The organism is Allobosea sp. P1_A7 (genome assembly GCF_056406775.1).
In genome coordinates, this window is record NZ_JBFTZN010000028.1 from 1 (window position 1) to 22,905 (window position 22,905).

Below are 22,905 nucleotides of genomic sequence, written 5' to 3' on the forward strand. Positions count from 1 at the left end.
GGAGGGCAGGGACGGTATCCTGAGCATCTCGGTCGCGCACGGCTTCCAGGCGGCGGACGTGGCGGATGTCGGCACGAAGGTGCTCGTCATCGCCGATCGCGATGCTGGCAAGGCGGCAGCGCTCGCCAAGACGCTTGGGCTGGAAATCCTGCGCTGGGGGCCCAGCGGTGCGGCGCCGAAGCACTACAAGCCCGATGAGGGTATCGAGGCGGCGCTGGCACTGGCGCAGGATGGCTGTCCCGTCATCCTCGCCGATCGCTGGGACAATCCCGGCGGCGGCGTCGCCGGCGATTCCTCGGTGATGGTCGAGGCGCTGCTCAGACGGCCGGAGGTGCCGGCCGCGATCGGGGCGCTCTGGGACCCCGTCGCCGTGAGCCTGTGCCGCGCCGCCGGGGTTGGAGCCGAGATTTCCCTGCGTTTCGCTGGCAAGGCTGCGCCGTCGTCGGGCCGGCCGATCGATGCCACGGTGCTGGTGACAGGCACGACGCCCGAGCTCGTGGTGCCCTTTGCGCAGAGCTGGGTTTCGCTTGGGCCGGCTGCGGCGATCCGCATCGGCGCTCTCGATATCGTCCTCGCATCGACCCGCGCTCAGACCTTCAGCCCTCCGGTCTTCACCAATCTCGGCATTGATCTGGCGGCAAAGCKGGTCGTGGTCGTCAAATCCTCGAACCATTTCCATGCGGCCTTTGCGCCGATCGCGGCCAGCGTTCTCTATCTCGACAGCGGCGGCCCATACCCACCGGACGCCAGCAAGATCGCCTACACCAAGATCCGCCGCCCGTTCTCACCGCTGGACCCGAACCCATGGCTCTGATCGCCCCCGGTGGCGCGCTGCCGCGTCTGTCACTCGCCGATATCGACGATCAACGCCTCGATGGGCTGAGCAAGGGGCTGCCGCCAGGTATATCGGGCCTGCGACTGGGCGATATCGGGACGCAAGGCTGGAATGTTCTGGCCGGCGACTTGCCGCTCCCGATTGCGGTGATCCGCGAGAGCGTGCTGAGGCGAAACAGCGTCTGGATGAGCGCGTTCACCGCAGAGAACGGTCTGGTGATCGCGCCCCATGGCAAGACGACCATGGCGCCGCAGCTCTTCGACCTGCAGATCGCCGACGGCGCCTGGGCCATTACCGTGGCGACGATCCAGCAGCTTCAGGTGTGCCGCCAATTCGGTGTCAGACGCGTGATCCTCGCCAATCAGCCTGTCGGACGCCAGGAGATCACCGCCTGCCTCGATGCCGTGATGGATGAGGGCTTTGCGTTGTATTGCCTGGCCGACAGCGTCGAAGGTGTCGCATTGCTGGCCGAGGCCGCCCGGCGCGCGCCGCCGCCATCGGGCAATCCGCTGCGYATCCTCGTCGAGATCGGTTTCATGGGCGGCCGAACGGGTGCGCGCAGCCGGGCCGAGGCGATGGCGATCGCCCGTGCCCTCAGTGGGGCGGCTGGGCTGCAACTTGCCGGGTTCGAGTGTTTCGAAGGGTTGCATAGTGTCACCGCAGGTGCAGACCGCCTCCTCGACGACATGATCGACGTGGCGTTGGCCGCCGAAGCGGAGGGTTTGCTCGGCCCCGATCCCATGGTGCTGAGTGCCGGCGGAACCGCGCTGTTCGATCGCGTCGGCGAAAAGCTGAACGCGGCGTCCTTTTCGCGATCCATCGTGAAGGTCCTGCGCTCGGGCTGTTACCTGACGCACGATTCAACAGCCTACGCCAGTGCATTCCGGCGCATCGTCATGGAAACCAGCCTGACCCTACCGGCGGGCGGACTCGAGCCGGCGCTTGAGGTCTGGGCCTATGTCCAATCGCGGCCCGAGCGCGGGCGTAGCCTGCTCACCGTCGGCAAGCGCGACATCAGCTACGACGCAGGCATGCCCGTGCCCCTGCGCTGGTTCCGRCAGGGCATGAGCAATCCCGAGCCGATGCCGGCAGGGCACACGGTTCTCGCACTCAACGACCAGCACTGCCATCTCGGTACGCCGGAGGACAGCCCGCTCCAGGTTGGAGACATGGTCGGCTTCGGCATCGGTCATCCCTGCACGACCTTCGACAAATGGGCTCTGCTGATGCTGGTCGACGACGATTACGGCGTGCGCGGGGCCGTCAGAACGTTCTTCTGAGAGGCCCTACTTGGAAACCGTGTTTCTTGTTGCGAAACCAGGAATCCTTGACGCGAATTCTGGCGACTCCTAGCCTCCGTCGGAGAGAGGGATGATCTGCGGGCGGGAATCGGCGAGGGCGACAGGCGTCTCGCTTCATGCGGCGGGTGCTGATGGGAGATCAGCGTCTTGCAGGCTTCAGGCCGAGATCATGCCCTGTGATCATATGTGGAAGGATCGTTCGTGAAGCCTCCGTCATTCCCGATGATCGCCCCCGAGCCGGAGATGGCAGAGGAGCTATCGCGCCGCAGCCTGCTGCGGCTTGTGCTCGCCAGCAGTGCGATGGCGCTTTCGCCCGCGATCATGGTCGGCGATGCTGCGGCCGAGACGCCGGTTTCCGGTGGAACACTGACGATCGGCGCCGATGCCGACCCGATCGGGCTGGATCCGGTCACGCTTACGGCGTTCTCCTCCTATGATTTCACCAGCCTGATCTATACGGGGCTGCTGCGCTGGTCCGCGCAGATGAAGATCGAGCCCGACCTCGCGCTGAGCTACGAGCAGCCCGATCCCAAGACCTATGTCTTCCGGCTGCGGCAGGGCGTGAAATTCCACAATGGCCAGGATTTCACGGCCAATGATGTGAAGCATACCTTCGATCGCATCCTGAACCCGGCTTCCGGCAGCCGCCTGCGGGCGTTCTATTCCAGCGTCGATGCGGTTACGGTCATCGACCCCTACACTGTCAAATTCCAGCTGAACGCGACCGATGCGGCCTTCCTGAGCAATCTGGCGACCAGCCCCAATGGTGCGATCGTCCCGGCCGGGGTCGAGAACCTCAACACCCAGCCCGTCGGAACCGGCCCCTTCGTGTTCGAGGCCTATCAGCCGAATCTGCAATTCTCGCTGACCGCGCATGCCGGCTATTATGAGAAGGGGCAGCCGCATCTCTCCAGGGTGGTGTTCAAGTTCTACAAGGACCAGGCCACGCTGACCTCGGCGCTGCGGTCGCGCGCGATCGACATGACCTGGCTGAAGGACCCGAAAGTCGCGGCTGCGATTGCGCGCACCTCGCCCAACCTCGTGTCCGCTCCCGGTCAGACCTCGCGGACCTTCCCGATCTGGCTGAACATGAAGGCCAAGCCCCTGAACGATGTCAGGGTGCGCCGCGCGCTTAGCCTCGCGACCGATCGCAAGGCCTGCCTCGACACGATCCTGGGCGGTTCGGGCAAGATCGGCGCGATGATCCCGGAAAGCCAGGTCGGCGGCTATGATGGCACCGGGGAACTGCCCTACTACAAGCATGATCCGGCAGCGGCAAAGGCTCTGCTGGCCGAGGCCGGTTATCCCGAGGGCATCGATCTCGGCAATTACATCATCGTCGCAGCCAACCCGCTCGACGTCGCCTGTGCGCAGATCCTGCAGCAGCAATGGCAGGTGGCGGGAATCACGGTCAAACTGACGCCGATGGAGACGGCACCGCTCTTGACCATGTGGAACACCGGTACRTGGCCGACGCTGCTCTCGGTCGCCCTGTCCTGGACGCCGGACTCGGACGCCACCCTTCAATACATCAAGTCGGACAGCGCTACCGGCAAGGGCACCGGATCGAACGATGCCGCACTCGACAGAATGATCCTGGAAGCCCGCGCCGAACTCGACCTCGGCCTGCGTGCGGCCAAGAACATGGCGATCCAGCGCCATATCGCCGACCAAGCCTACATCATCCAAGTCTACCAGTACCCGCTCCGCTGGGAGATCTGGTGGAACTACGTCAAGGATTACGTTCCGATCGCTGCGAATATCCGCTCCTTCGTGCGTACGGCATGGCTGAAAAAATAATTCCCCCGTTCGCTCTCGGCACATTGGGCGCCGGCCGATGACGCGCTTTGTCCTTGGCCGCCTCGCCTGGATGCTGGTCATCCTGCTGGCGGTCTCCTTCATTGCCTTCGCGATGATGCGGGCTTTGCCGGGCGATTTTGCCATTGCCGCAGCGGGCTCACAGAGCGTCGCACCGGAGGTTCTGGCGGCGATCCGGCAGGAGCTCGGGCTCGATCGACCACTGCTGGCGCAATATGGGGTCTGGCTCGGGCATGCCCTCCTCGGTGATCTCGGCACGTCCTTCGTGACGCGCCAGCCGGTTCGGCCGGAATTGCTCGATCGGCTTGCGGTGACCTTCCAGCTGACGCTGGTTGCCGCGATCATCTCGATGCTGATGGGGGTAGCGACCGGGCTGGCAGCGGCGCGGATGCGTGGCGCGATCGACTGGATCGTGCGGCTCTACAATGGCGTTATGCTGGCCGTGCCGAATTATGTGGTCGCGACGCTGATCGTGCTGCTATTCGGCCTCTATTTCCCGCAGATCTCGATCTTCGGCTACACGCCGTTTCTCGAGGATCCGCTCGCCAATATCGGTAGCCTGCTGTTGCCAGCGCTCGCCCTGGCGCTGGCGGTCTCGGTCACGATTTCCGAGAACACCCGCGCTGCCGTCCTCGAGGTGGCCAACCAGGATTTCGTCATGGTCGCTCGCGCGAAAGGGCTGCCTCCGGGCAGGATCCTCCGCGACTACCTCGTCCGCAACGCCTTGACGCCGGTCATCACCGCAACCGGTCTCAAGATCGCAGCCCTGCTTGGCGGCAGCATCCTGGTCGAGACCATCTTCGCCATTCCCGGAATGGGCCAATATCTCTTCGATTCCATCAATAGCCGCGACTATCCGGTGATCCAGGCCATCGTCCTGACGGCATCGGCCATCGTGGTCATGGTGAATACGATGATCGACATCGCCTATGCGCGGGTCGATGCGCGGGTGAAGCTGTGAGGGCCGTGTCGCAGGAGGGAGTTCAGGAGCGGGCTCTTGGCGCGTGCGCTCCCAAGGCGCTGCGGATCACGCAAGGCGGCCTGCTGCTTGGGATCGGGCTGGCAATGCTGGCCACGATGTTGATCGTCACGATCTTCGCGCCCTTCCTTGTGCCGTTCGATCCGTCCGCGACCTCGCCCGACTCCCTTGCCGGAGCCAGTGCGCGCCACTGGCTCGGTACGGACTCGATCGGTCGCGATGTCCTCAGCCGGCTGATCGTCGGTGGCCGCACGACCCTGCTGATCACGATAACGGCCGTCTTTATCGCCCTCGTCGGAGGTCTCGTCCTCGGGTTGCTCTCCGGCTATCTGGGCGGCCTCGTCGATGACGTGATCATGCGCGTCCTAGATGTGGTTTTCGCCTTCCCTGTGCTCCTTCTCGCGATTGCGGTCGTTGCGGCGCTTGGACCGACCATTCCCAATCTGATCCTCACCATCGCCATCGTGTACACGCCGGCAATGGCCAGAGTGGTGCGCGCGCCCGTGCTCAGCGTGAAGCAATGGGACCATGTCGAAGCGGCGCGCAGCATCGGCATGAGCGAATTCCGGCTTGTTCTCCGCCATATCCTGCCGCTCGTCGTCTCGCCGATCCTTGTCGCGACCAGCCTGACCCTGTCTCAGACGATCTTCACGGTCACGGCCCTGTCCTTCCTCGGGCTCGGGCCGCCGCCGCCGGACCCGAACTGGGGTGGCATGCTGTCCGAAGCGCGGCAGTTCATGGAGTTGGCACCGCTGACCGTGATCGGCCCCGCCGCCGCGATCGTGTACGCGACGCTGACCTTTATCGTCCTGGCCAATGGCCTGCGCGACGTGCTCGATGTCGGGAGCGTGCGATGATCCGCACCGGCCCGCTCCTCAGCGTCCGCAACCTGACCGCCACCGTCACGACGCGCCGGGAGGTCATCCAGGCCGTACGCGGCATCTCCTTCGATATCGCTGCCGATGAAGCGGTCGGTTTCGTCGGCGAATCCGGCTGYGGCAAGAGCGTCACGGCCAAGGCGCTGATGCGGCTCACCCCCGAAGGCACCTCTGTCGCGCTTGGCGGCGAGGTCAGCTTCCTGGGGCAGGACATCCTGGCGAAGAGCGAGGTCGATATGCGGGCTCTGCGCGGGCGGCGCATCGCCATGGTCTTCCAGGATCCGATGACGTCGCTCAATCCGGTGCTGAGCATTGCCGCGCAAATGACCGACATGCTGCGCCACCACACCGGACTGTCCGGCAAGGCGGCGCGCGAACGCTGCATCGAACTGCTCGATCAGGTCGGGATACCCGATGCGGCGCGGCGCCTGGACGATCATCCGCACCAGTTCTCAGGCGGGATGCGCCAGCGCGTCATGATCGCGATGGCCATCTCCTGCGAGCCGGACCTGCTGATCGCCGATGAGCCGACGACAGCGCTCGACGTCACCGTGCAAGCGCAGATCCTGCGCTTGCTACTGCGGCTGAAGGAGGAGCGCGGCATGGCGTTGATGCTGATCACCCATGATTTCGGCGTCGTGGCCGGCATGGTCGACCGGGTCAATGTGATGTACCGCGGCGAGATCGTCGAAGCCGGAGCGATCGAGAGCGTCTTCGCAGCGCCGCAGCACGCCTATACGCGCGCCCTGCTCGATGCCGTGCCACGTCTCCAGAGCACCGGGCCGACGCGATGACGGTTCATGATCCCGCCGCACTCACCGAGGCGCTGCCGCGGCCACTGCTTCAGGTCCGCGATCTGTCGGTGCGCTTTCCCGGCAGGGGCGACGGCAAGGCGCTGAAGGCGGTCGATCGTGTCTCCTTCGATATCGGGCCTGGCCAGACGCTCGGGCTCGTCGGCCAGTCCGGTTCGGGCAAGACCACGACCGGCCGGGCGATCCTGCAGCTGCAGAAGACATATTCCGGCTCGGTTAAACTGCTCGGCGAGGAATTGACCACGATGCCGGCCGCACGATTGCGGCAGATGCGGCGCCATATGCAGTTCGTGCTGCAGAATCCGTATTCGAGCTTGCACCCGCGCATGACGATCGGACAGATCCTGCGCGAGCCGCTTCAGGTGCATCGCTCGGTAGCTCCAGCCCGGCTGCAGGACCGTGTCGCTGAGCTTCTGGACCTGGTCAGCCTCGACCCGGGCATGATGCAGCGCTACCCGCACGAATTTTCCGGCGGGCAGCGCCAGCGCGTCGTCATCGCCCGGGCCCTGGCGGTCAGCCCGGATTTCATCGTCTGCGACGAGCCGGTCTCGGCGCTCGACGTCCGCACCCAGGCGCAGATCGTGGACCTGTTGCAGTCACTTCAGGCGAAGCTCGGCCTGTCCTATCTGTTCATCGCGCATGATCTCGCGATCGTTCGCGAAGTCGCCCATCGCGTAGCGGTCATGTATCGCGGCCGGGTCGTCGAAATGGGCAGCGCGGCTCAAGTCTATGACAGCCCCGCCCATCCCTATACGCGCGTATTGCTGGATGCAGTGCCGGTGCCCGATCCCGTCCGCCAGCGCGAACGGCTCCGGCGGCCGCCGCCGGATCTGCGCTTTCTCGAAGGCAATGGCGGCGACTGTGTCCACGGCGACGATCACGCGAGCAGCAACACTGCGGAGTGGCACGAAGTCGCGGCAGGTCACGGCGTCTCGTGCCGCTATTGGCCGCGCCGAGAAGCGCTGTCTCGTGAGCCAGGCGAGGTCGGGAATACAGGTTTGCCGGTCCTGTGAAGATCGGAGCGGTTTCTTCTTGCGAAACAGGGAATCCTTGACCCGAAATAGCGCCGTCAGTACGTTTTTCCCATGTTTTCGCGCATTGCGACAGGTTCAACCGGCGTGAGCGCTCAATAACGAGGTGTGCGACCCATTGAGATCGCCTTGCCGTTGCGGCTGGCGAACCGTCGTTTTCCGGGAGGAATTCTGTGCGCCTGGCCTTGATTCACATTGTGCAGGAAACGAACGACTTCAATCCTGTACCGACCACGCTCGCGGATTTCGAGGCATTCGGCCTGTATGAGGGGGCCGAGATCGCGCGTCAGTTCGGCGAGATCGGGCAGATCGGCGGTCACTATGCAGCGGTGGCTGAATCCGGCCTTGCGGTCGAGACGATCCCGATCATCAGGGCCTGGAGCGTCGCCGGCGGCCGGATCACGCGCGCGGCGTTCGACTTCTTCCAGGACAAGATCCGGACCGGGCTCGCGGCTGTCGGCCCGATCGACGGACTCGTCCTGCAACTCCACGGCGCCGCTGCTGCCGAGGATATCGACGATGTCGAAGGCGAGCAGGCCGAGCTCTGCCGTTCGATCCTCGGATCCGAGGTCCCGATCCTGCTTGGCCTCGATCACCACGCCAACATCACCCGCAAGATCATGGCCAATTGCACGGCGATCGTCGGGCATCGTACGCAGCCGCATGACGTCTTCGATACCGGCAAAATCGGGACGGCTCTGTTGCTCAAGATTCTCGCGGAGAAGCGGCGGCCGGTGATGGCCTGGCGCAAGATTCCGCTGCTGTCGCATCAAGAGCAGTTCCTGACGTCGAAGGGGCCGATGAAGCGCTGGTTCGATCGGGCCCGCGAGCTGGAGGCCGACGAGCGCGTGCTGCAGGCATCGAACTATCCGATGCAGCCCTGGCTCGATGTCGCCGAGGGCGGCTGGTCGACGATCGTCGTCACGGATGGCGACCCGTCCCTGGCCGAGACTCTGGCGGATGAGCTCGCCGACCTCGCCTGGTCGATGCGCGATGATTTCCAGGTCCGCGAGGCGGTCTCGGTCGACGAGGCCGTGCGCAAGGCCGACGCTGCCGAGCGCGGCATGGTCGTGCTCAGCGACACCGGCGATACCGTCTTCGGTGGCTCCGCCGGCGACAGCAACCTGATCCTGGAATCGATCCTCAGGCTCGGCATCGGCAGCCGCGCGCTGATCCCGCTGATTTCGCCGCAGGCCGTCGCGACGCTGGTCGCGGCCGGCGAGGGTGCACGGGTGACGCTGCCGCTGGGCGGCGATGCGGCGCCGGCCTTCTTTACGCCGCTCGAGGTCACCGGCACGGTCCGGCGTATCGGGGGTGGGCCCGTGCCGCTGATCTACAACCACCAGAACGAGGTCGATATGGGCCGGGTCGTCGTTTTCGACGTCGGGCCCGTGACGCTCCTGATCAGCGAGTTGCGCGGTGTCGCTGGCAATGTGCCGGGCGTCTACGAAGCTTTCGGCGTCGATCTCGCGGACTACAAGATGGCTGTCCTCAAGACGGCGTCGAACTTCCAGTATTTCGCTCCGATCTCCTCGCAGGTCATTCGTGCCGACACGCGCGGGCCCGGGCAGTCGGACGTCTTCACCTTGCCCTGGGCGCGGATTCCGCGCCCCGTCTATCCACTTGAAACAATAAGCGACTGGCGGGCGCATTCGACCCAGCCTGGCGCGGGGACGAGCTGACACGAAGACCAACCAAAAAGGGGAGTGTGCCGGATGACCACCGTATCGCGACGTCAATTCTGCATGGGGGGCATCGCCCTGGCTGCAGCAGCTCCCCTGGCGATGTCACTCCCGGCCGTCGCTCAGCAACTGAAGGGCGGCACCTTGCGTGTCGCAGTGCTGAGCGAACTCGCCAATTACGATCCGCAGCAGCTCTCGACCGTCAATTTCCACGTCATCAAGAACCTCTATGACAGCCTGATCGAATACACGCCCGAGGGAAAGCCGGAGCCGAGCCTGGCGACCGAGTGGACGATCGCGCCTGACAAGACCTCGGTCAGCGTGAAGCTGCGCGATGGCGTGACCTTCCATAGCGGCACTCCGTTCAAGGCCGATTCCGTATTGGCGACGCTGCAGAAGGGAGCCGATCCCAAGCGCGGCAAGAACGTCTTTTCCACGATGTCGATCGTCAAGGACTGGTCGGCGCCCGATGACCGGACCGTGGTGATCAACTTCAAGGCTCCGGTTCCGGAACGGCAGATCCTCGACCTGCTGCAGTTCCTGATCCCGATCGAGGCGAAGGGCATCGATACGGTCGAGACGGTTCCGGCCGGCACCGGCCCCTTCACCCTGGTGAGCCGCGCAGTCGGGCAGGGTTTGCGCCTCAAGGCCAATCCGAACTACTGGCGCGAGAAGCAGCCGATCGTGCAGGATCTCGTCTTCACTGTGTTCAGCGAGGATGCGGCGGCGAGCGCGGCGCTCGAGTCGGGCGCCGTCGACATCATCTATAACGGCTCCTCGCGGAGTGCCGTGCGCCTCAATAGCGCAGGCTACCAGGTCTTTTCCGGACCCGGCAAGCTCGTGCAGGTCTTCCGCATCAACTCGACGCGTGGTCCATTCCGCAACAAATCCTACCGCCAGGCCTTCAACCACCTGATGGATCGCGCGGGGATCCTACGCGTCGGCTATGCGGGCATGGGCGAGGTCGTCGCGCAGCCCTGGGCGCCGGCAAGCCCGGCCTTCGACGCCAGCTTCACCAAGGCCTACGCCTACGATCTCGACAAGGCGAAGGCCTTGCTTGCGGCATCCGGCCTCTCGGCGGCCGAGATGAAAGACTGGAAGATGCTGGTCAATGGCAGCGACGAGGCCTCGGTCCAGATCAGCCAGATCGTACAGGCCTCGCTGGGCAAGGCCGGGATCCCGATCGAGCTCGATATCCGCCAGGGGGCCGAATTCGTCAGTGCGCTGCTGGGCGGCGATTTCGCCGCGGTCTTCGGTGCAGTCGGGAATGTCCAGAAGTTCCCGTCGCGCGTGACGACGAACTCCATCTATCGGACCTCCCAGAACCCAATCCTCAAGGACCCGCACCCGCATCCGGCCTATGTCGCGGCGATTGCCAAGGTCGATGGCGCCGCGGGGGGAGCGGCCGAGGTCAAGGCATCTTATGACAACCTGAACAAGGTGCTGGTGGACGAGGCCTTCGCCATACCGACCAATTCCTATGAGGTCGGCCTGATCGTCGCCTCCGACAAGGTTGGCGGGGTGACACTCGAGATCGACAACCTCCTCGTCGCGCGGACGATCGGGTTCAAGTAATGCGGAGCGGTGAGGCGGGACGCCGTCGCCGGGACGCGGTCGCGGCGTCACGCAGCCATCGGTTGCGCGGCGTCCTGCGATGAGCGCGACCTCAGGATCGACCCTGTACGTGCTGCGCCGGCTTTCCGCCCGCCGCGGCACGTCCTTGAGTTTCGCCTTCCTGTTGCTCGTGGCACTGGCGGCCGTGTTTGCCGATGTCCTGCCCTTGGACCCGCTGACTCAGAACCTGGCGGATTCGCTGATGCCGCCATCGGCTTCCGCCTGGTTTGGTACCGACGAGCTTGGGCGGGATATCCTGGCGCGCGTAGTCTATGGCGCGCGAACGTCACTCGTCACCGCCTTCGGTGCGGTCGTCATCGCTGCGCTGATCGGGGTGCCGGTCGGGCTCGTCGCCGGCTTTTTCGGTGATTGGCGCGATTCTGTGTTGATGCGCTGCATCGATGTCTTGCTGGCGCTGCCGAACATCCTGTTCGCCATGGCGCTGATCGCCGTACTCGGTCGCAGCCAGGCGGCGGCCCTGGTCGCTGTCGGCATTGCGGGGATACCGAATTTCGCGCGGATCGCGCGAGCGCAGGTCATGGCCCTGCGCCAGCTCGATTTCGTCACGGCGGTGCGCAGCTTCGGTGGCGGCTCGTCCTACATCATGTTCCGCACCATTCTGCCCAACGCGCTGAGCCCGCTCGTCGTGCAGGCGATCGTGCTCGCCTCGGTCGCGATCCTGCTGGAGGCTGCACTCGCCTTTCTCGGAGTTGGAGTGCCGCCGCCGACGCCGAGCTGGGGCGAAATGCTGCGAACGGGGAAATCCTATCTGCACGAGGCGCCGACCTACGCCGTGCTGCCCGGTCTCGTGCTGACGCTGACGATCCTCTCCTTCGATACGATTGGCCGTGCCCTGACCGCGCTGCTCGACAGGCATGATCCCGGTGTGCCGGAGCGCAGGGGCCGATGACGAGCTATCTGCTGCGCCGCCTGTTTCAGATGCTGCCGGTGCTCTTTCTCGCATCCTTCGCGATCTTCGCGATGATCTACGCGGTGCCGGGCGGCCCCGTGGCGGTGCTCGTTGGCGAGAACGCCTCGCCGGAGGAGATTGCGGCTACCATCGCGCGCTATGGCCTCGATCGACCGATGCTGATCCAGTATCTCGACTGGCTCGGCCAGGCCGTGCGCGGCGATTTCGGCCTCTCGCTCCACAGCCGCCAGCCCGTCCTGGCGTTGATCGGGGAGAGGCTGCCAGCAACGCTGCAACTGGCGGTCGCCGCGATCCTGGTGGCGTTGGCCGTCGGCATACCCGTCGCAATTGCCAGCGCCGTGCGCCCCAATTCCTGGCTCGACCGCCTGCTGAGCGGGTGGAGCGCGCTGGCGCTGGGTGTTCCGACCTTCTGGCTCGGCATCCTGCTGATCCTGCTCTTCGCCGTCGAGCTCCGCTGGCTGCCGTCCGCCTCGCGCTACGTGCCGTTCTGGGAGGCGCCGGTGGATGCGTTACGCAGTCTCATGCTGCCGGCGCTGACACTGGGCATCTATGTCTCCGGCATCTTCGCGAGGTTCCTGCGCGCGTCGCTGATCGGCGAAGCGAAGCAGGATTATGTCCGCACGGCGCGGGCCAAAGGTTTGCCGGAAAGCCGCGTCGTCGGCCTCCACATCATGCGCAACGCGCTGCTGCCCTTCGTCACGATCGTCGGCTTGATGATGGCGAATTTCATCGGTGGTGCCGTGGTGACGGAAGCGGTCTTCACCTATCCGGGGCTCGGACGTCTGGTCATCCAGGCGATCAGCACCCGCGACTACCCGCTGATCCAGGGCTGCATCATGGTGATCCTGGTCGGCTATATGCTGGTCAACCTGATCATCGACCTGCTCTATGCGTGGATCGATCCACGCATCGAATATCATTGACACCGCTCCGCAGCGCGAGGTCCCGCACGGGCCTGCGTGTCCAGGGCTCGCGCCGGCCATGCCTGTCAGGCGGAAACGATGGGGTCCTGCGAGCCGAGATGGCTCGAGATATGCGCGGCGACCTCGCGCAGCCGCATTCCCGCCTTCGCGGCGAGTGGCCGCGGCATTCGCATCAACGGCGCCGAGATACTGAGGGCCGCCACCGGGTAATGATTGTCGTCGAAGATCGGCACGCCGACGCACATCGCCCCGTCTTCGTTCTCGCCGATTTCCGTTGCGTAACCGAGCTTTGCGACCTGTCGAAGCTGGCGCTCGATCTCTTCGCGCTCGAGCAGCGTGCGTCCGGTTCGCTCGGTCAAGGGCAGGTCGAGCTGGCGCAGCTTTTCCGCTTCGGGGAGAAAGGCCAGGATCGCCTTGCCCAGCGCGGTGGAATGCATCGGATGGCTGTCGCCGATCCGCGCCTGCATGCGCAGCGAGCGGTTGGCCTCGATGAGGTCGATATAGACGATCGTGCCGTTGCCCTTCACCGCGAGATTCACGGTTTCATTGAACTCGTTCATCAGTTCGACCATCGCCGGGCGTGCGAGCTGCCGGATCTTGCTGAAGCTCGCATCGGCACGCGCGATCGAGCGCAGCAGCGGCCCGAGATTGTATTTGTCGGTCTCGCGGTTGTGGCTGACGAAGCCGGCTTCCGTCAGCGTTTGCAGGTAGCGGAAGGTCGTCGTCTTCGGAATCCGCAGCTCACGTCCGACGGTCGTGAGCGCGATCTCGTGACCATGGCGCGCGACGAATTCCAGCACCTTGAGCGCCTTCATCACGGGCTGCACGACGTAAGGGTTGCCCGATTTCTTCGGCATGGTCGCCCCGCATCCTCGCTGTCGCGAGACTTCGCATAGCGGGTCCCTCTGAATTCCGCAAGACGAAACCCGTGTTCCTTTACATGGGATGGGGGCTCTGGTCTGCTTAAAATACCGGCAGTGGAGAACAGGCACGTGCGAGCGAACGGAAGCGGACCAGCAGCAACACTGCGTTTTGAGGAATCGGCGCGGCAGATCGCTGCGAATGCGCGCTACATCGCTGGCGGCGTGAACAGCAACTTCAGGTTAGGCATGGCGCCGGGCCCGCTMGTCTTCGAGCGGGGCGAGGGCGCCTATCTCATCGATGTCGATGGCAACCGCATCATTGATTATTACTGTGGGATGGGGGCAACGGTGCTCGGCCACACCCCGGCTCGCGTCATCGAGGCGGTGCAGCGTCAGGCGGAACGAGGCATCCTGTTTGCCGGCCAGGCACCGATCGAGCACGAGGCGGCGAAGCTGATCTGCGAGCGCGTTCCCAGTGCCGAGCGGCTTCGCTTCGGTTCCTCGGGCTCCGAGGTCGCGCAGGCCGCGATCCGCCTCGCCCGTGCGGCGACGGGGCGGCGCACCATCGTCAAGTTCGAAGGGCATTATCACGGCTGGTTCGACAACGTCCTGTGRTCAACGGCGCCGGGCCTCAATGCGGCTGGTCCGAGCGACGCGCCCACGCCCGTCGCCGGGAGCCGGGGGCAGGACCCCAGCGCGGGTGACGGTCTGTCGATCCTCGGCTGGAATGACCTCGCTGCTCTCGAGGCCCGCCTTGCCCGCGGCGACGTCGCGGCGGTGATGATGGAACCGGCCATGTGCAACCAGGGTGCCATCGCACCGCTGCCAGGCTATCTGCAGGGCGCGCTCGCCGCCTGCCGCGCTCATGGCGCTCTGCTGATCTTCGATGAGGTGATCACCGGCTTCCGCCTTGGCCGCGGTGGTGCCCAGGAGCGCTTCGGCGTCACGCCGGACCTGACGATCCTGGCGAAGGCGATTGCCAACGGCTTTCCCGTCGCAGCGATAGCGGGGCGGGGCGAGTTGATCGATATGTTCGCGGATGGTGTGCTCCATGGCGGCACCTTCAATGCGCAGCCGATCGCGATGGCGGCGATGGTCGCGACGCAGCAGGGGCTGACGCCGGAGCATTACGAGCGCAGCTCGGCTCACGGCCAGCGCCTTCAGGACGGTATCCGTGAGATCCTGGCTCAGGCGGGCATCAAGGCGCAGGTCGCGGGCTTTCCGCTGATGTTCCACATTGCCTTCGGGCTCGACGCGCCGGCACGCAACTACCGGGAGGTCGCGGCCTCCGACAAGGCGGCCTATAGCCGTTTCGCGCTCGCGCTGTTGAAGCGCGGCGTTCGCGTGCTGGAGCGTGGTGCCTGGTTCGTCTCGTCGGAGCACGATGCGGCAATCGTCGAGGCCACATTGGAAGCAGTGCGCGGCGCCGTGCGCGAGATCTGACAGGTCCGATCAGCGTCCGACATTCAGATCGACTTCGACCTTGCTTCATTCGGAGCGGGCGGTCGGTTCGCACCGGCCGCCCGCTTCCCCGCAAACTGCCGCCTCAATTCTTCTTGGGCGGGGTCGCCGGCCAGGACTTGATCAGCGTGTCGTAATCGATCGTCTCGCCTTTCGGCTTCTCATTGGCGAGCTTGGGCTGGGGCGCGATGTTACCGTCGGCCTTGGATTTGGCGAACCAGGCTTCCGCGGTCTGTTTCGGGTTCAATTTCGGCCCGCAATCGCCTTGCACAGCGGAGCGTTCCAGCCGTTCGAGGACCGAGTCCTGCGCTGCTGCCAGTGCATCCATCGCAGCCTGCGCAGTCTTGGCGCCAGAGGAGGCATCGCCGATATTCTGCCACCAGAGCTGGGCGAGGCGTGGATAGTCCGGCACATTATTGCCGGTCGGCGTCCACTGTACGCGCGCCGGTGAACGGTAGAACTCGATCAGCCCGCCGAGTTTCGGCGCCCGTTCGGTAAAGCTCTTGTCCCAGATATCGCTCTCGCGAATGAAGGTGAGTCCGACATGGCTCTTCTTCAGGCTGACCGACTTGGAGATGATGAACTGCAGGTAGAGCCAGGCGGCCTTGCGCTTCTCGATCGGCGTCGAATTGAGCAGCGTCGCAGAGCCGGCATCCTGGTAGCCGAGCTTCATGCCCTCCTTCCAGTAGGACCCTTTGGGTGATGGAGCCATGCGCCATTTCGGCGTGCCGTCGGCATTCACCACCGGCAATCCGGGCTTGACCATGTCGGCTGTGAAGGCCGTGTACCAGAAGATTTGCTGGGCGATATTGCCCTGCGCCGGCACCGGCCCGGACTCGGAGAAGGTCATACCACGCGCCTGCGGTGGCGCGTATTTGTTGAGCCAGTCGACATATTTCTGCACGGCATAGACGGAGGCAGGCCCATTGGTATCGCCGCCGCGCTCGACGGAGGAGCCGACCGGCCGGCAGCCCTCCATGCGGATGCCCCATTCATCGACCGGCAGGCCGTTCGGGATGCCCTTGTCGCCATTGCCGGCCATCGAAAGCCAGGCATCAGTGAAGCGCCAGCCGAGCGAGGGGTCCTTCTTGCCGTAATCCATATGGCCATAGACGCGGGCGCCGTCGATCTCCTTGACATCGGTGGTGAAGAACTCCGCGATGTCCTCATAGGCCGACCAGTTCACCGGCACGCCGAGCTCGTAGCCGTATTTGGCCTTGAACTTCTCCTTCAGATCGGGGCGGGTGAACCAATCGTAGCGGAACCAGTAAAGGTTCGCGAATTGCTGGTCCGGGAGTTGGTAGAGCTTGCCGTCGGGCGCGGTACCGAAGGACTTGCCGATGAAGTCGTCGACATCGAGCAGCGGATTGGTGACGTCCTTGCCCGGCCCTGCCATCCAGTCGGTSAGGTTCACCGTCTGCTTGTAGCGGAAATGGGTGCCGATCAGGTCTGAATCATTGATCCAGCCGTCATAGACATTGCGGCCGGACTGCATCTGCGTCTGAAGCTTCTCGACCACGTCGCCTTCCTGGATCAGGTCGTGCTTGAGCTTGATGCCGGTGATTTCGCTGAAGGCGCGCGCCAGGGTCCTCGCCTCGTATTCATGCGTCGTAATGGTCTCGGAGACGACGTTCACCTCCATCCCCGCGAATGGTTTCGCCGCATTGACGAACCATTCCATCTCCTTCAGCTGTTCGTCCTTGGACAAGGTCGAGGGCTGGAATTCGCTGTCGATCCAGCGTCGTGCTGCATCCATGTCTGCGAAGGCGGGGACGGCGCCGAGCACGAGGCTGAGCGCGGTGGCGGCTAGCATCTGCTTTCTCATCGTTTCCTCCACTGGATGGTTGTTATCGTTCGGGCGTTGGCGGCCTCTTGTTGCGAAGGCGGCTTTTTGTCGTCGGTCAGCCTCCGGGGTGGTCAGACGAAGCGGAAAACCGCTGCGGCATAGACAAAGGAGAGCAGCGAGGCCCACCACAGCTCGGCTCCGCTGAGTCCAAGCCAGGCRAGGTGGATGAAGGCCGCGCCGAGCAGGCTCAGAAACAGCCGGTCGCCGCGCGTCGTCGGGATCCCAAGCACGCCGATTCTCTCGATCTCCGGCCGCCAGATCGCGAGAGCGGTCATCGTCAGCAACAGCGCGAAGATCGCGGCGAAGAACAGGCCAGTTTGCGGGGTCCAGGCCATCCAGGCCAGGTCGATCGTGTCAAAGCCGGRCATCACACCCTCCCCAGGGCGAAGCCCTTGGCGATGTAGTTGCGGACAAACCAGATCACGAGCGCTCCGGGGATCAGCGTCAGCACGCCCGCAGCTGCGAGCAGCCCCCAGTCCATGCCGGCTGCCGAAACCGTGCGCGTCATGGTGGCGGCGATGGGCTTGGCGTTGACGGTGGTCAGGGTGCGGGCCAGCAGAAGCTCGACCCAGGAGAACATGAAGCAGAAGAAGGCGGTGACCCCGATGCCATTGGCGATGATCGGCGCGAAGATCTTCACGAAGAAGCGCGGGAAGGAGTAGCCGTCGAGATAGGCGGTTTCGTCGATCTCGCGTGGCACGCCCGACATGAAGCCTTCGAGGATCCATACCGCGAGCGGCACGTTGAACAGACAATGCGCCAGCGCCACGGCAAGCGGCGTATCGAACAGACCGATCGCGGAATAGAGGTTGAAGAAGGGCAGGGCGAAGATCGCCGGCGGCGCCATCCGGTTCGACAACAGCCAGAAGAACAGGTGCTTGTCGCCGAGGAATCGGTAGYGCGAGAAGGCATAGGCCGCCGGCAGCGCCAAGGTGATCGAGATCACCGTGTTCATGACCACATAGGTCAGCGAGTTGATGTAGCCGGAATACCAGGATGGGTCGGTGAGGATTGTTCGGTAGTTCTCGAATGTGATCTCGCGTGGCCAGAGCGTCATGCCGGAATTGATCTCGGCATTGGTCTTCAGGCTCATGACGATCAGCCAATAGATCGGTAGCAGCAGGAAGATCAGGTAGAGCCCGAGCGTCACCGCGCCGCCATTGACGCGAAAGGCCGAGCGCGCCTGCGGCATCGCCTGGGTCGCGGGAAGGGAGGAGGCGGAGGTGAGGCTGTCGGTCGTCATCGGCCGCACCTCACGCATCCGCCGGCGGGCGCCGGCGCTCGACGTCGAGATTGGTCATCACCGTGTAGAAGACCCAGCACACGGCGAGAATGATCAGGTTGTAGACGATCGACATCGCTGCGGCCTTGCCCAGGTCGAACTGTCCGAGCGCCAGCTTCACCAGCTCGATCGAGAGGAAGGTCGTCGAGTTGCCGGGCCCGCCGCCGGTGACGACGAAGGGCTCGGTATAGATCATGAACGAGTCCATGAAGCGCAGCAGCACGGCGATGATCAGCACGCGCCGCATCTTCGGCAGTTGGATGTAGCGGAACACCGCCCAGCGGCTGGCCCCGTCGATCCGCGCCGCCTGATAATAGGCGTCGGGTATCGATTTCAGCCCGGCATAGCAGAGCAACGCCACCAAAGAGGTCCAGTGCCAGACATCCATCGCGATGATGGTGATCCAGGCGGCCAGCGGGTCGGCGACATAGTTGTAGTCGATGCCGAGCCGGTTGATCGTGTAGCCGAGCAGCCCGATATCGCCACGCGCAAAGACCTGCCAGATCGTGCCGACGACGTTCCAGGGCACCAGAAGCGGCATCGCCATCAGGACCAGCGTCGCCGCCACCTTCCAGCCTTCGCGCGGCATGGCGAGCGCGACTGCTATGCCGAGCGGCACCTCGATCGCGAGGRTGATCGCGGAGAAGGCGAGATTGCGCCCCAGCGAGTCGCGCACCCGTCCACCGAGATCGCTCGAGGGGTCGAGCAATTCCTTGAACCAGCCGGTTCCATTCCAGAAGAACTGGTTGTTGCCGAACGTGTCCTGCACCGAATAATTCACCACCGTCATCAGCGGGATCACGGCCGAAAAGGCGACGATGGCGAGAACCGGCAGGACCAGCAGCCAGGCGCGATTGTCATGGGGCTTGTCCATCAGGCCCTCCCGTCCAGGCGTTCGCCATCGGCATAGACATGGACATGGCCGGGCTGAAGTATGAGCCCGGCGGTCTTGCCGATGTCGCTCAGCGCATCCGGCACGCCGGCCGCGAAGGGGTGCCCGCCTAGGCGCAGGCGCGCCAGCCTTGTGCGACCGAGATCGTCGATGCGCTCGACCGTTACGGGCAGTCCTTCGTCGGCGCGCGCAAGACTGGCAAATTCCGGCCTGATGCCGATCTCGATGCGCTTGCCGGCAGGGATGTCGTAGCTGCGGTCGAGCCCGATCGCCGCGCCGTCGACATGGGCCCGGTTGCCGTCGATAGTGGCTGGCAGCACGTTCATGCCCGGCGAGCCAATGAAGTAGCCGACGAATGTATGCGCCGGCTTCTCGAAGAGCTCGTCCGGCCGCCCGGCCTGCACCACCCGTCCGTCATGCATGACCACGACCGTATCGGCGAAGGTCAGAGCCTCGGTCTGATCATGCGTCACGTAGATCATGGTGACGTCGAGCGCCCGGTGCAGCGCCTTGAGCTTCGAGCGCAGCTCCCATTTCAGCTGCGGATCGATGACTGTCAGGGGCTCGTCGAACAGGATCGCTGCGACATCGGGCCGGACCAGACCACGACCGAGCGAAATCTTCTGCTTGGCATCGGCGGTGAGCCCGCGCGCCTTGCGGCCGAGATCGCCGCTCAACTCCAGGAGGGCGGCTATCTCGCGCACGCGGGCATCGACCGCGTTGCCCGCCATGCCACGGTTGCGAAGCGGGAAGGCGAGGTTCTCATACACGCTCATCGTGTCGTAGACGACCGGGAACTGAAAGACCTGGGCGATGTTACGCCGCTCGGTCGGCAAGCCGGTGACGTCGCGCCCGTCGAACAGCACCTCGCCATGCGAGGGGGTCAGCAGGCCGGAGATGATGTTAAGCAAGGTGGTCTTGCCGCAGCCCGAGGGGCCGAGCAGCGCATAGGCGCCGCCCTGGCGCCATGTCAGGTTCATCGGTTTCACGGCGAAATCGGCCGGCGCCGTGGCGTCCCGCTTGTAGGAATGGGCGAGATCGGAGAGTTCGATGCGCGCCATCGCTCTGACCTCATGCCGCGGAGAGAAAGGCGGGGGCGTGGGCGAGCCGGCCATCGGGAACGAAGACGAAGACGCAGGCCGGATCGATATAGACTGTGACGACTGCACCCGGTTCGAGCTCCTGAACTCCGGGGACGAGCGCCACCCAGCGCGAACCCGCTACCTCGACATGGACGAAACTCTCGGAGCCCGTGATCTCGGCCACGGTGACAGTGCCATCGAACACAAGGCTGGGACTATCCGGTCGGTGCAGTGTTAGTTGATGCGCACGGAAACCGAGCTGATATTCCCCGTCCGTCAGCCCTGCGAGCGCTCCGGTCGCCGGGGCAGCTGCGCCGCCTGGCAGGAGGATGTCCCCGGCACGCTTCGTGACCGGCAGCAGATTGAGTGGCGGGTCGGAGAAGATGCGCGCCGTGGTCAGATCCAGCGGGCGGCGATAGACCTCCGCGCTGCGGCCATGCTGGGTCACCCGCCCCTGCCAGAGCGTTACAGTAAAATCGCCAAGCAGCAGGGCTTCCTCAGGCTCCGTGGTGGCATAGACCACCGTCGCCTTGGAGCCACGAACGATCTTCGGCAGCTCCTCGCGCAATTCCTCGCGCAGCTTGTAGTCGAGATTGGCGAGCGGCTCGTCGAGTAGCACGAGATCGGCGCCCTTGATCAGCGCGCGCGCCATGGCCGTGCGCTGCTGCTGGCCGCCTGAAAGGTTGAGTGGCATCCGCTCCAGAAAGGACTCAAGCTGCATCATCCGCGCCATTGCGCGAACCTTGCTCTCGATCTCCGTCCTAGGCAGGCCCCTTACCCTGAGTGGCGAAGCGATGTTCTCGAAGACGGTGAGGTTCGGGTAGTTGATGAACTGCTGGTAGACCATGGCGACCGAGCGCTTTCGCACCGCCAGACCGGTGACGTCGGTTTCGCTCGTACCGTCATCAACGAGGATGCGCCCCGAACTTGGCCGGTCGAGCCCCGCCATCAACCGCATCAGGGAGGTCTTGCCGGAGAGGGTCGCGCCCAGCAGCACGGTCATCGTGCCGGGCTTCAGGCGCAGGCTCGTCTCGTGGATATAGGTTTCCGCCCCAACCTCGCAACGCACCCTGTCGAGAACAAGACCCACTTCAGCCTCCTTCAAGCCGCCTGGATCACGGCGGGGTAATGACGTCGTGCGTGAAAGCGTTGAGCGTTGGCTGCAGCCTCTCAGCCGGCCGCTGACTTGGGCAGGCATCGCGTGCGCAGGCATAGCGCAGCGGCTCTTGAGTTCTGGAGAACATACCGGCACGCGCGTTGAGTTCAGTGCCGGGATACCGGCGCGGATTCACTCTGCCCTCGACACCAGCCAGCATCTCAAGAGCCTTCGTGCCATAGGCGCGCCCGGCCGGATGACGGTCGCGCACCGGTGGAGAATAGCGCTAAACAGTCTCGCCCACGAGGGCTTCGGCGCCTTCGTCGGAAGCATCCTGGCAGAAATTTGGAGATTGGGCCAAGGGGCTGCTCCTTGTGGATGCTCCAGAGTCGCTCCCTCCAGTGACGGCCGGCAAATCTGAACGAGTCAGACTGTGAAGGGGGCTCTGGCCCTGCTGCGGCTGGGGTCCGATCCGACGCTCCCGCTGGGATGGGCGCTTGCCATGGCCTCGATAGGCACGATGCCGAAATCCTCCTCCCCGGGAAAGACAAGCGCTTTGCACCTCGCGTAATGGTACCGCAACGCGTCGAATGATTGCGGGCCCATCACGGTCACGGTGGGGCCGGCCATGCGCCGGATCTGGTTGAGCAGTTCACCCCCTCCGATGATCACCAAGGGGCGCTTCAGCCGGTTGAATGCCTCGACGGCCAGTTCTGGACGCTTATAGCTGACGAGCTCGCCAACCATTAAATAGTAATCGTCAGCCACGTCCGGTGCGACGGGCTGGAAATCCGCCACGTTGACCGGCGGATAAACCACTGCTGCGTCCCGGTGATAATACCGTTGGATGCGCGAGCGGACGTTCTCGGAGTTGGCGACGTACTGATCGACCCGCATCGATGAAATTGCATCCCAGTTGCGGACATAGTGACTCAATGGCCCCATGGCGAGGCGTTGAAGGAACCCGGTGCGCTCGCGGTAGTCATGGTACATGTTCCAGACGTAACGCATGGGTGAGTGGCAGTAGCAGACATGCAAGGCATTCGGCGGTGGAACGATGCCTTTGGCCGGGCCCGATTCGCTGCTGATGATCAGGTCGTAGCCACGCAGGTCGAGCTGCTCGAGCGCGAGCGGCATGAGTGGCAGATATGATTTGTAGAAGCGCGTCGGGCGCGGAAGGTGACCGATGAACGAGGTCCGCACCTGGTGCTTCCGGATCGTTTCAGAGACCGATAGCGGATCGTAGGCATGGGTGTAGATATCGGCTTCTGGAAACATGCGGCAAAGCGATTCCAGAACTTTTTCACCGCCACGCATGGCCACCAGCCAGTAGTGGATCAGCGCAACCCTCATCCCGCGGCCGCAATCCTCGGGAAGTTCCAGAGAAGGGGGCTCGTCCGAGGGGGTCGATGACCGAGCGATCAATGCCGTCCCCTTTTGTTTTCGGGTAATGGCTCAAATATTGCTCTCAATCTCGCTATCGCAAGTCGCGCGTCATGGCAAGTCATTATATCGATTCTCGACCTTATAAAATAACGATTTTCTCATATTCAATAATAATTAATCGACAGATGCAGTT

Annotated in this window: 19 protein-coding genes and 1 pseudogene; 12 read left to right on the plus strand and 8 right to left on the minus strand. The window is 64.2% G+C overall.

What is annotated here, in order from left to right:
- The 11 genes from AC1D34_RS07140 to AC1D34_RS07190 all read left to right on the plus strand — a co-directional run.
- The coding region (locus AC1D34_RS07140; protein ID WP_476823865.1) for an MlrC C-terminal domain-containing protein at nt 1–814 on the plus strand (814 nt) is incomplete at its 5' end.
- A complete protein-coding gene (locus AC1D34_RS07145; protein WP_476823866.1) occupies nt 805–2,115 on the plus strand; it encodes an alanine racemase in 1,311 nt (436 codons plus the stop codon). The genes AC1D34_RS07140 and AC1D34_RS07145, both read left to right, overlap by 10 nt.
- 222 nt (nt 2,116–2,337) lie before the next feature.
- Nucleotides 2,338–3,936 (plus strand): ABC transporter substrate-binding protein, encoded by a 1,599-nt coding sequence (locus tag AC1D34_RS07150; RefSeq protein WP_476823867.1) that lies wholly within the window; start codon nt 2,338–2,340, stop codon nt 3,934–3,936.
- Nucleotides 3,937–3,973: 37 nt separating this feature from the next.
- Nucleotides 3,974–4,915 carry an ABC transporter permease gene (locus tag AC1D34_RS07155; protein WP_476823868.1) on the plus strand — a complete coding sequence of 314 codons (942 nt, stop codon included), beginning with the start codon at nt 3,974–3,976 and terminating at the stop codon, nt 4,913–4,915.
- Nucleotides 4,916–4,920: 5 nt separating this feature from the next.
- Nucleotides 4,921–5,790, plus strand: a complete 870-nt coding sequence (locus AC1D34_RS07160; protein ID WP_476823869.1) for an ABC transporter permease — start codon at nt 4,921–4,923, stop codon at nt 5,788–5,790.
- Nucleotides 5,787–6,605 carry an ABC transporter ATP-binding protein gene (locus tag AC1D34_RS07165; RefSeq protein ID WP_476823870.1) on the plus strand — a complete coding sequence of 273 codons (819 nt, stop codon included), beginning with the start codon at nt 5,787–5,789 and terminating at the stop codon, nt 6,603–6,605. The genes AC1D34_RS07160 and AC1D34_RS07165 overlap by 4 nt, the downstream gene beginning before the upstream one ends.
- Nucleotides 6,602–7,636 (plus strand): ABC transporter ATP-binding protein, encoded by a 1,035-nt coding sequence (locus AC1D34_RS07170; protein ID WP_476823871.1) that lies wholly within the window; start codon nt 6,602–6,604, stop codon nt 7,634–7,636. Before AC1D34_RS07165 ends, AC1D34_RS07170 begins: the two co-directional genes overlap by 4 nt.
- A 191-nt stretch (nt 7,637–7,827) precedes the next feature.
- Nucleotides 7,828–9,336 (plus strand): M81 family metallopeptidase, encoded by a 1,509-nt coding sequence (locus AC1D34_RS07175; RefSeq protein WP_476823872.1) that lies wholly within the window; start codon nt 7,828–7,830, stop codon nt 9,334–9,336.
- A gap of 33 nt (nt 9,337–9,369) precedes the next feature.
- A complete protein-coding gene (locus tag AC1D34_RS07180) occupies nt 9,370–10,911 on the plus strand; it encodes an ABC transporter substrate-binding protein (protein ID WP_476823873.1) in 1,542 nt (513 codons plus the stop codon).
- A gap of 79 nt (nt 10,912–10,990) precedes the next feature.
- On the plus strand, nt 10,991–11,860 hold the full coding sequence (locus tag AC1D34_RS07185; protein WP_476823874.1) for an ABC transporter permease: 870 nt from the start codon (nt 10,991–10,993) through the stop codon (nt 11,858–11,860).
- Nucleotides 11,857–12,804 (plus strand): ABC transporter permease, encoded by a 948-nt coding sequence (locus tag AC1D34_RS07190; protein ID WP_476775292.1) that lies wholly within the window; start codon nt 11,857–11,859, stop codon nt 12,802–12,804. The genes AC1D34_RS07185 and AC1D34_RS07190 overlap by 4 nt, the downstream gene beginning before the upstream one ends.
- Before the next feature lie 65 nt (nt 12,805–12,869).
- On the opposite strand, the gene AC1D34_RS07195 is transcribed toward AC1D34_RS07190, so the two are convergent.
- Nucleotides 12,870–13,661, minus strand: a complete 792-nt coding sequence (locus AC1D34_RS07195) for an IclR family transcriptional regulator (RefSeq protein WP_441492102.1) — start codon at nt 13,659–13,661, stop codon at nt 12,870–12,872.
- A gap of 135 nt (nt 13,662–13,796) precedes the next feature.
- Here AC1D34_RS07195 and AC1D34_RS07200 point away from each other — a divergent pair, with 135 nt between their 5' ends.
- Nucleotides 13,797–15,110 (plus strand): aspartate aminotransferase family protein, encoded by a 1,314-nt coding sequence (locus AC1D34_RS07200; RefSeq protein ID WP_476823875.1) that lies wholly within the window; start codon nt 13,797–13,799, stop codon nt 15,108–15,110.
- 103 nt (nt 15,111–15,213) lie between these two features.
- Here AC1D34_RS07200 and AC1D34_RS07205 read toward each other — a convergent pair whose 3' ends face one another.
- From AC1D34_RS07205 to AC1D34_RS07235, 7 genes and pseudogenes are all read right to left on the minus strand, one after another.
- On the minus strand, nt 15,214–16,953 hold the full coding sequence (locus AC1D34_RS07205; RefSeq protein ID WP_441492100.1) for an ABC transporter substrate-binding protein: 1,740 nt from the start codon (nt 16,951–16,953) through the stop codon (nt 15,214–15,216).
- 92 nt (nt 16,954–17,045) lie between these two features.
- Nucleotides 17,046–17,342, minus strand: a complete 297-nt coding sequence (locus AC1D34_RS07210) for a DUF2160 domain-containing protein (protein WP_476823876.1) — start codon at nt 17,340–17,342, stop codon at nt 17,046–17,048.
- Nucleotides 17,342–18,166, minus strand: coding sequence for a carbohydrate ABC transporter permease (locus tag AC1D34_RS07215; RefSeq protein ID WP_476823888.1), 825 nt, complete (start codon nt 18,164–18,166; stop codon nt 17,342–17,344). The genes AC1D34_RS07210 and AC1D34_RS07215 overlap by 1 nt, the downstream gene beginning before the upstream one ends.
- A 61-nt stretch (nt 18,167–18,227) precedes the next feature.
- Entirely contained in the window at nt 18,228–19,130 is a 903-nt protein-coding gene (locus tag AC1D34_RS07220) for a carbohydrate ABC transporter permease (RefSeq protein ID WP_476823877.1), read from the minus strand.
- Nucleotides 19,130–20,209 carry an ABC transporter ATP-binding protein gene (locus AC1D34_RS07225; RefSeq protein WP_476823878.1) on the minus strand — a complete coding sequence of 360 codons (1,080 nt, stop codon included), beginning with the start codon at nt 20,207–20,209 and terminating at the stop codon, nt 19,130–19,132. The genes AC1D34_RS07220 and AC1D34_RS07225 overlap by 1 nt, the downstream gene beginning before the upstream one ends.
- A gap of 10 nt (nt 20,210–20,219) precedes the next feature.
- On the minus strand, nt 20,220–21,320 hold the full coding sequence (locus tag AC1D34_RS07230; protein ID WP_476823879.1) for an ABC transporter ATP-binding protein: 1,101 nt from the start codon (nt 21,318–21,320) through the stop codon (nt 20,220–20,222).
- A gap of 492 nt (nt 21,321–21,812) precedes the next feature.
- Nucleotides 21,813–22,679: pseudogene (locus AC1D34_RS07235) on the minus strand (glycosyltransferase); the annotation flags it as partial.
- Nucleotides 22,680–22,905 lie beyond the last annotated feature (226 nt).